General features: G+C 41.6%; 13 protein-coding genes. 6 read left to right on the forward strand and 7 right to left on the reverse strand.

The genetic code is table 11. The features are described 5' to 3' along the window. Positions 1-77 precede the first annotated feature (77 nt). On the forward strand, positions 78-749 hold the full coding sequence (locus tag HG263_RS15325) for a LiaF domain-containing protein (RefSeq protein WP_171626954.1): 672 nt from the start codon (positions 78-80) through the stop codon (positions 747-749). A 33-nt stretch (positions 750-782) separates the two neighbouring features. Here HG263_RS15325 and HG263_RS15330 read toward each other — a convergent pair whose 3' ends face one another. After that, positions 783-1,304, reverse strand: coding sequence for a GNAT family N-acetyltransferase (locus HG263_RS15330; protein ID WP_171626955.1), 522 nt, complete (start codon positions 1,302-1,304; stop codon positions 783-785). A 13-nt stretch (positions 1,305-1,317) separates the two neighbouring features. Continuing rightward, positions 1,318-1,644: a hypothetical protein gene (locus tag HG263_RS15335; protein ID WP_171626729.1), complete on the reverse strand. Its 327-nt coding sequence runs from the start codon at positions 1,642-1,644 to the stop codon at positions 1,318-1,320. 34 nt (positions 1,645-1,678) lie between these two features. On the opposite strand from HG263_RS15335, the gene HG263_RS22435 reads away from it, so the two are divergent. Further along, the gene (locus tag HG263_RS22435) at positions 1,679-1,966 is read left to right on the forward strand and encodes a LysR substrate-binding domain-containing protein (protein WP_343044001.1); all 288 of its coding nucleotides are present in this window, start codon (positions 1,679-1,681) and stop codon (positions 1,964-1,966) included. A 91-nt stretch (positions 1,967-2,057) separates the two neighbouring features. On the opposite strand, the gene HG263_RS15345 is transcribed toward HG263_RS22435, so the two are convergent. Next, positions 2,058-3,236 carry an MFS transporter gene (locus HG263_RS15345; protein WP_171626956.1) on the reverse strand — a complete coding sequence of 393 codons (1,179 nt, stop codon included), beginning with the start codon at positions 3,234-3,236 and terminating at the stop codon, positions 2,058-2,060. Between the two features lie 76 nt (positions 3,237-3,312). Between HG263_RS15345 and HG263_RS15350 the strand changes: the two genes are divergently transcribed. Together HG263_RS15350 and HG263_RS15355 are read left to right on the forward strand one after the other, a co-directional pair. Next, positions 3,313-4,119 carry an AraC family transcriptional regulator gene (locus HG263_RS15350; protein WP_171626957.1) on the forward strand — a complete coding sequence of 269 codons (807 nt, stop codon included), beginning with the start codon at positions 3,313-3,315 and terminating at the stop codon, positions 4,117-4,119. Between the two features lie 99 nt (positions 4,120-4,218). Beyond that, complete coding sequence (locus HG263_RS15355) at positions 4,219-4,959, forward strand: substrate-binding periplasmic protein (protein WP_171626958.1); 741 nt, start codon at positions 4,219-4,221, stop codon at positions 4,957-4,959. A gap of 72 nt (positions 4,960-5,031) precedes the next feature. Here HG263_RS15355 and HG263_RS15360 read toward each other — a convergent pair whose 3' ends face one another. Further along, positions 5,032-5,925 (reverse strand): bifunctional GNAT family N-acetyltransferase/hotdog fold thioesterase, encoded by an 894-nt coding sequence (locus HG263_RS15360; RefSeq protein WP_171626959.1) that lies wholly within the window; start codon positions 5,923-5,925, stop codon positions 5,032-5,034. Between the two features lie 158 nt (positions 5,926-6,083). On the opposite strand from HG263_RS15360, the gene HG263_RS15365 reads away from it, so the two are divergent. Beyond that, the gene (locus tag HG263_RS15365) at positions 6,084-6,773 is read left to right on the forward strand and encodes a spermidine synthase (protein WP_171626960.1); all 690 of its coding nucleotides are present in this window, start codon (positions 6,084-6,086) and stop codon (positions 6,771-6,773) included. Here HG263_RS15365 and dtd read toward each other — a convergent pair. From dtd to HG263_RS22185, 3 genes are all read right to left on the reverse strand, one after another. After that, complete coding sequence (gene dtd / locus HG263_RS15370; protein ID WP_171626961.1) at positions 6,770-7,207, reverse strand: D-aminoacyl-tRNA deacylase; 438 nt, start codon at positions 7,205-7,207, stop codon at positions 6,770-6,772. The genes HG263_RS15365 and dtd overlap by 4 nt on opposite strands. 76 nt (positions 7,208-7,283) lie before the next feature. After that, the gene (locus HG263_RS22180; RefSeq protein ID WP_216628466.1) at positions 7,284-8,225 is read right to left on the reverse strand and encodes an alpha/beta fold hydrolase; all 942 of its coding nucleotides are present in this window, start codon (positions 8,223-8,225) and stop codon (positions 7,284-7,286) included. 12 nt (positions 8,226-8,237) lie between these two features. Then, positions 8,238-9,134, reverse strand: coding sequence for a virulence factor BrkB family protein (locus HG263_RS22185; RefSeq protein WP_216628467.1), 897 nt, complete (start codon positions 9,132-9,134; stop codon positions 8,238-8,240). Positions 9,135-9,219: 85 nt separating this feature from the next. Here HG263_RS22185 and HG263_RS15380 point away from each other — a divergent pair, with 85 nt between their 5' ends. Then, positions 9,220-9,864, forward strand: a complete 645-nt coding sequence (locus HG263_RS15380; protein WP_171626962.1) for a DUF2959 domain-containing protein — start codon at positions 9,220-9,222, stop codon at positions 9,862-9,864. Positions 9,865-9,997: the final 133 nt, after the last annotated feature.

The raw sequence follows: 9,997 nt of genomic DNA on the forward strand, positions 1-9,997 counted from the left end.
AAATAATGATTAAATTTTTGGCCCACTCATTGCTTTAATATTCAGAACAATGAATATGCAAGATAGGGATAATTAAGATGCCAGTACCAGTAAGCGATAGACCCATTGACACAGTAAGAGATGAAGTGATCGATCAATTAATCCTAAATTACAGCCATGGTGAGATCTCTGCCGATGCCTTTGAGCGACGTTTAGATAGTGCATACAACACAAATGATGCCGAACGGCTTCAGGCTCTAGCTGCCGACTTGCCACTGCAATCCGATCCTCGCTATCACAGCGAAAAGCAAGCGCGAATGCAACCGAATTTTACCGCATCGGCCGATCATCCCGACACACTCAACATCACTTCTATCTTAAGCTCTGATCAACGCAGTGGAGAGTGGGTCGTCCCAAAACATATTAAATTAAATAATTATTTAGGCAGCATAGAATTAGATTTTAGAAACGCCGTTTTTACTCACCCCGAGGTGACCATAGAAGTAAACTGTATCAGTGGTAGTGATGAAATTATTGTCCCTGAAAACATTGATGTTATAACAAGTACAACTAACATCCTAGGTCATGTGAGTAACAACCGTACTGGTCTTTCGTCCAATGGCTACAACATTCAACGTCCAAAGCTCTATATTCAAGGTAAGGTGATCTTGGGGAGTGTTGACATCACCGTTAAAAAGACGATGCAAGAAAAAGTTAAGCAGTTCGCTGATAGCCTTAAATCACTATTTGATGAAGGTAAAAAGTTATAACTCATCACTGACATGCAGCACTCCCCTAGCTTGTCAGTCTCGACACAAACCATAGTAATAGGCATCTGCGCGTTCATCACCTAATTTAAAATGACTGCGCAAATGTCCTTCCCTTTGCATTCCTAACTTTTCCATTAGCCTCCAAGATGCCGTATTTTCAGTAGCACATAACGCGATAATCTTCATCACAGGTAACTGTTCAAACAGTTTTTTAACGAATGCATCAACAGCTTCAAAGGCATACCCTTGGCCAATAAAGTCTTTATGTAACCGGTAACCTATCTCACCAATTAAGCTTTCTTTATTCACATATTTAAACATCAGCTCACCGATCAACTTGTCGCTGTTGTGTAATGTAATCGCCAGAGCTAAACGCTGATGCTCCTCGGCTAACCAAGGTTTGCATCCTTCTAGTAATCTCGCTTTGGCTTGTTCAAATGTTGCCGGCTCGCCAATATAACGAGATGTTAGCGAGCAACTACGATGCTCATAACTTGCTTGTAAATCCTCTGCTGTGATTAAGCGAATTGCTAACCTTGGTGTACTAAAATGCATTAACGACTCCTTTTTATTGTTTTGATTCAATGTTACTAATGACATCTAACTTACTATTTTTAATAAACAATGTTCCCCACGCCCATCCCAATAACATGGCGACGCCTAAAATAAGCCAAGCAATATCACTCGGTGTGCTGATAAAGTAGGCGTTACAGGCAACTGCAAGTAACGTAAATAGCAATAATTCTATTGCCCCGATTAGGGCGTTGGCCGTTCCTGCCTGCTCATGAAAATAAGTAGTTACAAGGCCCATATAAAGAGAAAAATAGCCACCAAAAACAACCATGACTAGGCCATACCCAAACAACGCACTTGCTAATGTAAAAGGTAAAGCCATAAAGCATAAAGCGCTTAGCAACAAGTAAGGCCATATTGTTTTAAGCGACGGGAGTAAGTTTAACTTTGCACACTATAACTTTGTATCCGATCATCTCGATGCGATGCTAGAAGCAGCCGTGCAAGGCATGGGCTTAATGTTCATTTCAGCAAGTTATATCCACAAACAACTGCAAGCTGGTACCTTAACAGCCGTTTTGCCAGCTATTCAATCAGCGAAAAAGCAACTGTGGGCTTACTACCCTAAAAGCGCGTTTACGCCGTTAAAAACTCGCATGTTTATTGATCATTTAAAACAGCAGTTAGCCACTGAACAACTGTGAGTTTATGACTGAAATAGGCAATACGATTGCAGTAGCAAATCAGCCATCTAAACAATCATATTGCACCTTTCCAGTCACAGCTACATTGATATTACACAGTAGGTAGCTGCGCTTGGCGACGTTGTAAATGCCAACCAATAAACTGACTTAATATGAGCGAACAAGCAGCCAAACCAGCGCCAAAGTAAAATACCAATGAATTGTCGTAAAGCCACACAATACCAAAGCTTGCAGGAATAATAACCGCCGCAATATGATTGATAGTAAAGCTAACACCCGCTGTAGAAGCGATATCTTCAGGTCTGGCTATTTTTTGAAAGTATGTTTTAAGCGCAATCGCCATAGCAAAGAATAAATGATCCACAACATAAAGTACGGCGGCCAAATTGGCTGACTCAACGAGTGCATATCCGGTAAAGACAAGTATTAGGCCTGCATATTCAATAGTAAGCGCCTTCTGTTCGCCTATTTTTCCTATCATTTTACCGATTGCTGGCGCTGCGAAAATATTGATTACATGGTTAAGCATATAAAGCATCGTTATTTGCGCCACGTCGAAGCCAAACTTCTCAACCATTAAGAAGCCAGCAAACACCATAAAGATTTGTCTTCGTGCACCAGAGAAAAACAGCAGCACATAATACAAACTGTATTCTTTGCGTAGTATGAGCTTTTTGTGTTGCGTGCTTTTTGCTGCAAAGTGTGGAAAAGCACTGATCATAAATAGCGTCAATAATAAGCCTGTCCCACCTAATACAAGATATAACCATTCATAATTTTTGGTTACAAAAGTGACACACAACCAAATGAGTGCAAAGGTGACAAGTGAAGCCATCGATTTTATCGACATGAGCTGTCCAAGTTTTTGTGGTGCCTCGTCTTTATTAAACCATTGCAAACTCAATGATTGATTAAGCGTTTCAAAATAATGAAAGCCAATCGACATCAGTACTGTCGTCGCATACAGTCCATAAATGGTGGGAAATAATCCAGTGACTGCAACTCCAATTGACAGCAAGCACAAACTTACCAAAGCAAATGTTTGTTCTTTTAAAACTAATAAGATAAAAACAGCGGTAAAGGCTAAAAAGCCGGGGATCTCTCTTAACGATTGCAGCATTCCCATATGAGCCCCGGTAAATTGGGCTGCTTCTACGGCAAAGTTATTGAGTAATGCAGTCCACGCAGCAAACGTGACTGCCATTACCACGGTCGCCAATGCTAAAAATCCGAATGGGGTTTTCCATTTTTGAGCAGGTACATCTTCCATTGTCTCTCCTATAAGCACATTGATTGTATTTCTTGCTCATTGTATGCTCACTTTGAGATGACCAAAATATAACACTATGACAGAAAACTTATCAGATCAGACAACTTCTAGCTGGATCAGCATTAAAACTCGATTCAATTTAAAAACGCTCGGTAAACCGGTCTACCCAAGAGCGAGTACCATGCCACCTTGGCAGCATGTACAAACTCACCAACATACTTGGGGACAGCTTGCCTACACCAGTAATGGTGTAATGAGCATAAATACACCAGCGGGCAATTTTGTTATCCCGCCCGACCAAGCGCTGTGGTTGCCGCCTAATTTACCGCATGAAACATTTTGTCGTTACGGCGGACACTTTCGCAGTGTTTATATTGATGGCGACTACATTGATGTTTTGGGCTCCCAAGCCAAGCTACTGCACGTTGACGAGCTGTTGAAGGCTATTATTTTAGAGATCTGCCAATGGGATCCGGACTATACACTTGATGAGAAAAAACTTCGTTTTATCGATGTCTTTATCGACAGGTTAGAATCCGCTCCAACCAGTGCTTTTTTTATGCCAACCGCACAAGACACGAGGCTTCTTCCTATTATCAGTGAGTTACATGCCAATCCAGGCTGTAATAAAACACTACAGCAATGGGGTGAACAAGTGGGTGCCTCAACCCGCACGCTCAATCGCTTATTTAATAAAAGTTTTGCTATGAATTTTAGTCAGTGGAAGCAAAAGCTGCGAGGCTTAAGAGCCGTAGAAATGATTGAAGCGGGTTACAGTCAACAAGTTATCGCTGAGCAACTGGGGTTCGAATCAAGCTCAGCGTTTAACACCGCCTTTAAAAAAGTATTTTACTGCACACCGGGGCAATATTTGCGTAAATAGAGAAAAACATCATAGAAATGCACGCTAGCTATCAATTAGCGGCGTCATCTTCTAAAGTTAATGCATAATAATATAGCTCTATGAGTGTGAGGACGAGCGATGAAGTTATGCCTATTAGTATTCCTCTTAGTCGCAACAAACGCTTTTGCAAAAACGATTAAGGTTGCAGCCATTGATTGGTGTCCACAAATTTGCCCTGAGCAAGGGGAAAAAGGCTATGTTGTCGACCTCGTAGAAGAGATTTATCGCGATTCAGACTATCAGCTGCAAGTTGATTACTTTCCATGGTCCAGAGCGATAAAGTACGTTTTGGCGGGAAAGTATCATGCACTACTTTCACCAGCCAAAGCAGAAGCACCTCAGTTACGCTACCCAGTTTTAGCCGTTGGACAACAAGAAATGTGTTTTTTCACAACATTAGAGAATCAATGGCAATACAGAGGGATTGATTCCCTTCGTAAGATGCAAATTGGTATTGCAATCGACACGTCAATAGAAGAGCTCAATCACTATGTGTCTAGCCATATAGATCAGTTTGTTTTTCAGCCGTACCATGAAAGATATATCAAGCAGAGTGCGCTAATGTTAACTAAAAACCGCATCGATGCTTTTTTGTTCACAAAAAATTCTACATTGTATGAACTAAAACAAGCCAAAATGTGGCAAGACTATAAAATAGCAGGGTGCGTCAGTCGCACAGATATATTTATGGCCTTCACTCCCAATGCTAAAGACCAAAATGCTATTGATGATATGATGCTAACGTTCGACACTAGGGCCAAACAGCTCAACATTCAACTAATTCTCGAGCAATTATTAATAAAGTATAACTTGCAATAATCAGTGGACTTTTTAAGGGTACCAAAGCCCACTGGACAGTTTTAGGAAGCAGTTCTGGATATTCAGCGGCATTTATCTCAAAACAACAAATGAACCTTCAAAAGTTGCGACCAATATATCACCATCATACACTTTCACTGGTACATGATATTTCGCTTTGCCCTCGCTTGTTAACGCACCTAGCTCACCTTCACAATCAGCGATTGATACAATTGCACTGGGTGCGGTAGTGAGGGGTTTCAAATATTTAATATTGGCATCTGCAAGCACAATATTTCCTTCAAGGTTACGCTCTTTCAACGCTAAATATGTTGCGCCCCACCCAGTTAATGTTGCCATGCTGTAGATAGATCCGGCAAACATTGAGTTGTGAAGATTTAAGTTTGCTTTTAGGTCAGCACGAGTTGAAAACTGCCAATCGGTGTAACTCTCAACTTTGATGCCCATAGCATCACTAATAGGGATAGATTCTCGCCATGTATCTTGCAAGACTTGTGTCCAGTCTGGGTGGCGAAACCAACCCGGCTCTGTGGGCTTTTGTTTTACCATTTTCCAATGCTGAATATCATTGTATGCAAGGTGTGCTTTTTCAACCATCTGATAGCCATGGCGCTCGTAAAAAGCAAGTGCTCGCTCACGTGCAAACAACACTAGCTCCTCAGCATCTTGTCGCCATGCGCTTTTTTCTAGCTCATGCAGCAAACGACTTCCCAAATTCTGCCCTCTGTGCGCTTCTGATACAGCCATATAGCGAACTTGCGCTTGTTGTTGATTGTTAAAGTGCAGACGCGCCACAGCCAGTATCTGTCCTTCGTTGTTTTTGATGCAAAGATGTTCAGACTCTTGCTCTAAGTCATCCTGTTCAGATCCCCTAGGCTGGCCCCATGGTGCGCGAAGTACTTGCCAACGTAATTGATAATAAGCTTGCCAGTCTTCACTACTTTGGGGTGAACTAACCTTAAACATACATACTCCTGTTATTCATTTTTCTTGGCTATAAGCAATAGACCATACAAGAATTAGCAGTATCTGAACATAGTCTATTGGTAGAAGTCACTTTTAGACTGTAAAAAATACCGCACAAAATATGCATTATAAAAAACCTGAGCTATGCTCATGTTACTATGCATAATTTTGTAACTGCCGGCGGCACGATCGCCAACCAGTTTGTGCAGCAAAGCCATCAGTTAGGCCACTTACTTTATTGGCATAAACATGGCGATGTCAGTATTCAAGTTAGACAAGACAAAACCTTGCGCTGGTTGTTGATCAATAACACCTTACAATCTGTAGTGGAAAGAAACCACCCAGAGAGGCTTCTTTTTCCTCATTTACAAATACTTGAAAGCATATGGAAAAACCTACCCTGTCCTGAAAATGTTTTAGAGCTAGGACTCGGAGGCGGCGCGATAAGAGATTATCTGCAAGCGGTCTATCCACAATGTAAGGTTTTTTCAGTGGATAATAACCCTGACATCGTTCATTGCTATAAAAAGTATTTCAGTACCGAACAAGGCTGCAGCGTTGCTTGTATGGATGCAGACACTGCTTTATCAGGTACACAACACTATGACTGGATCATACTAGACTTATTCAGTGAAATGGATGCGCCACTATTTTTATATCAACACCCGTTTTATCAACTATTGCGTGCGGCGCTTAACCCTAATGGCTGGCTTTTCATTAATTTTTTATGTGAGCATGACTCTCAACGCCAGCATTTAGAGCACCTACTGATCACTAATTTTGGCAAAAAGCCACACATACAGACCGTTGCAAACTACGCCAACAATATTATCGCCATCAGGCGCTAAACACTCAAATTAAAGGTTACAGGTCCGTCATTACATAACGTTACCTGCATATCCGCAGCAAACTCCCCTGTAGCAACTTGCAGTCCAGATTCTTTGGCTTGTTCAACAAATAACTCATATAAGTGTTTAGCTTGTTCCGGCGTTGCGGCAGAAGAAAAACTCGGCCGCATGCCTTTTTTGGTGTCAGCAGCCAGCGTAAATTGAGATACTACCAACAACTGCCCGGAAATATCTTTCAGGCTCAAATTCATTTTGCCCTCTTCATCCGTAAAGATACGGTAATTACTTATTTTATGAAGTAGTTTAGTCACATGAGCCTGATCATCGTGTTTTTCAACCCCCAGCAACACTAAAATTCCAGTGCCAATTTCACCAACGATGTGACCGTCCACTTCTACTTTCGCATAAGACACTCTTTGTATTAAACCTTGCACATTACCCCCTTGGCTTATCACAAACAAAGTGCACAACTATAGGGTAATGACGTCCCGATCGCTAGCAATCATATTATTAGGTGTTTAATTTGCAAGCGAGTAAATCGGCCGCTCGCCTGATGGCTTCAAAGTAAGCCTCATTTGCTCCACTGTGTCCAAGCCCATCGAGAATATATAATTGCGCCTTTAACTCGTGCGCGAGACGTTGTACCGGAGCAAACCGACAGACAAGATCATGCCGACCATGAATAAACCAACAAGGGATGCCTTTCAACGCATCTGTAGCAATATCCAAACCGCTCAATTGGGGAAATATTTCTGGACTAAAATAATGACACATTATTTTTGCTTGCTGGGTAACACAGCTTGCCTGTTCTAAATGGTAACGGCTTAATGATGCTGCAAGCGTCACTTGCCTATCCCAGTCATGCCAATGTTGCGCCGCTTTGTGCTGTAACAATTCGTCTTCACCAAATAGCGCATCTCGGTAATAAGCTAAAATATCTTGCTCACAGGTCAACCCTTGGCTAAAAGTTCGATAACTTTCTGGATAAAACTGAGCTCCTGCACCTTGCGATGAATACAGCCATTTCAAATCATCAACAGTTGCAAGAAAGCTGGCCCAAAGGATTAACCCTTTCACCCGTTCAGGATAAGTATGGGCAAACAACAAACTGAGCGTTGCTCCCCAAGAGCCTCCGGCCAAAATCGTTTGTTTTATTTCAAGGTGGTCGATGAGCTGGACGATGTCTTGCACAAGGTGACGGGGAGTATTATTTTCCAACTCAGAGGGCGTAGAACCGCCACAGCCTCTTTGGCTAAACAAAATAATACGATAACGCCTAGGGTTGAAATATTGCGTAGAGTCGCTATTTACACCACAACCCGGTCCACCATGATTCACTACCACTGGCAAACCGTCTGGTTTACCATATTCCTCTACATATATCTGATGGCCATCCCCAACTGCAAGATGATAATGGCGAAATGCTTTGCCGACTCTATAACCTTGTGTCATCACGACACCTCATTAGCTAGAAAAACTCTGCTCCTCATCTTGCTCATCAAGCGCTTTGAACCAAGGATCATGCTCACTTAGGCACACTGTAAATTCAGCCCCTAAAAGCACAACTATCCACGACAAATAAACCCAAACAAACAAGATTGGTACGGTTGCTAACGCCCCATAAATAACTTCATAAGATGGAAAGTGACTGATATAAGCTGCAAACCCTTTTTTTGACAATTCAAATAACATAGCAGCAAATAGAGCACCAGGCACCGCAGCACGAAAAGATACACGGGTGTTAGGCACTAAAGTATAGAGCATAATAAAGCCAACCATGGAAATCGCATAAGGTAATAACTTTAACAAGAACCCACTGAAACCGGGGATGCCCTGATCTGCAAACGAAACAAGTGAGACAATATAAGAAGTGACGCCAATACTCGCACCCAGAAGTACAGGCCCAAGTGTTAATACCATCCAATAAATAGCAAAAGAAATCATTAAAGGACGCTTTTTTTCTACTCGCCAAATTCGATTTAGTGCCGCATCGACATTGCGTATAAGCAACAGGGCAATACCAGCTAAAAAGCCAATACCCACTGCCGTCATTTGGTTAGCGTTTCCAGTAAACGCACTGATATGGGACTTTATACTGTCTGTCGACGTTGGGACAAAGTTATTAAAAATAAAGTTTTCGATCGCTAAGCGCGTTTCTTCGAACCCCGGAAAAGCAGAAAATATCGCAACACCAACCGCAATTAAAGGAACCAGAGATAACAAGGTGACATAGGCTAAATAACCCGCATTAACAGTGATCTGATCTTCTGTACATCGAGCTAAATAGTAACGCCACCACTTAGGCTGGATAGCTATAATTCGATTAATTTTGTTTATCAAAGCTTCAAACTGAAAATTCATAATAGCCCAATACGACGAAACACTTTGCACATCATAGCAATCAGTTACATAATTTACAGCATCATAGATGGTAAATAGGCATAATATGAAACGCTTTACATTAGCTACAACTCTTATCTTAATGCTCAGTGGCTGTCAAACAGCCTACTACTCAGCAATGGAGAAAGTAGGAATTCACAAACGCGAAATATTAGTGGATCGAGTTGAGGCAACCAAAGAGTCGCAACAGGAATCGCAACAAGAGTTTCAATCTGCTCTTGAGCGTCTCAGCACGCTAATTAACTTTGATGGTGGAGAGTTACAGTCAGCATACGAGCAACTCAATGATGACTATGAATCAAGTTTAGCATCCGCCGAAGAAGTCAGTGCAAATATCAATAAAGTTGAGGATGTTGCACAAGCTTTATTTAATGAGTGGCAAGACGAGTTAGCAGAATACTCTAGCGACAAACTCAAACGAGAGAGTGAAAAAAAGCTGAAACAAACACAAAGGCAATTTGACCGATTGCTACGCTCAATGCGCAATAGTGAAAGCAAAATGGAGCCCGTACTGGCTTCGTTAAAAGATAATGTTTTATATCTAAAACATAACCTCAATGCTCAGGCCATTGCCGCTATCCGAGGTGAATTCAAAAACCTGCAAAGTGATATCAAATCGTTAATTGATGATATGAATCGCTCAATCGCTGACTCTAATAAATTTATCGAGCAAATGAATTCGAACAAGTGAGATATCGTGCAAAAGGTTAGCGACATGAGCGAAGCTAAGGTGCAAATGTTTAATGACAGTGAGCGAAGTTAAGGTGCAAAGGGTTAACGACAACGAACGCAGTGAGTGCGTTTCCTTTGCGCAAGGTGAAATG

This window comes from Pseudoalteromonas caenipelagi (genome assembly GCF_013140855.1).
Classification (GTDB): domain Bacteria; phylum Pseudomonadota; class Gammaproteobacteria; order Enterobacterales; family Alteromonadaceae; genus Pseudoalteromonas; species Pseudoalteromonas caenipelagi.

Coding starts and splice junctions, on each gene's coding strand:
- HG263_RS15330 (WP_171626955.1), bottom strand. CDS start 1,304: ATGCATTTTAGTACACCAAGGTTAGCAATTCGCTTAATCACAGCAGAG.
- HG263_RS22180 (WP_216628466.1), bottom strand. CDS start 8,225: ATGACACAAGGTTATAGAGTCGGCAAAGCATTTCGCCATTATCATCTT.
- HG263_RS22185 (WP_216628467.1), bottom strand. CDS start 9,134: ATGAATTTTCAGTTTGAAGCTTTGATAAACAAAATTAATCGAATTATA.
- HG263_RS15335 (WP_171626729.1), bottom strand. CDS start 1,644: ATGGCTTTACCTTTTACATTAGCAAGTGCGTTGTTTGGGTATGGCCTA.
- HG263_RS15360 (WP_171626959.1), bottom strand. CDS start 5,925: ATGTTTAAGGTTAGTTCACCCCAAAGTAGTGAAGACTGGCAAGCTTAT.
- HG263_RS15345 (WP_171626956.1), bottom strand. CDS start 3,236: ATGGAAGATGTACCTGCTCAAAAATGGAAAACCCCATTCGGATTTTTA.
- HG263_RS15355 (WP_171626958.1), top strand. CDS start 4,219: ATGAAGTTATGCCTATTAGTATTCCTCTTAGTCGCAACAAACGCTTTT.
- HG263_RS15365 (WP_171626960.1), top strand. CDS start 6,084: ATGCATAATTTTGTAACTGCCGGCGGCACGATCGCCAACCAGTTTGTG.
- HG263_RS15380 (WP_171626962.1), top strand. CDS start 9,220: ATGAAACGCTTTACATTAGCTACAACTCTTATCTTAATGCTCAGTGGC.
- HG263_RS15350 (WP_171626957.1), top strand. CDS start 3,313: ATGACAGAAAACTTATCAGATCAGACAACTTCTAGCTGGATCAGCATT.
- HG263_RS15325 (WP_171626954.1), top strand. CDS start 78: ATGCCAGTACCAGTAAGCGATAGACCCATTGACACAGTAAGAGATGAA.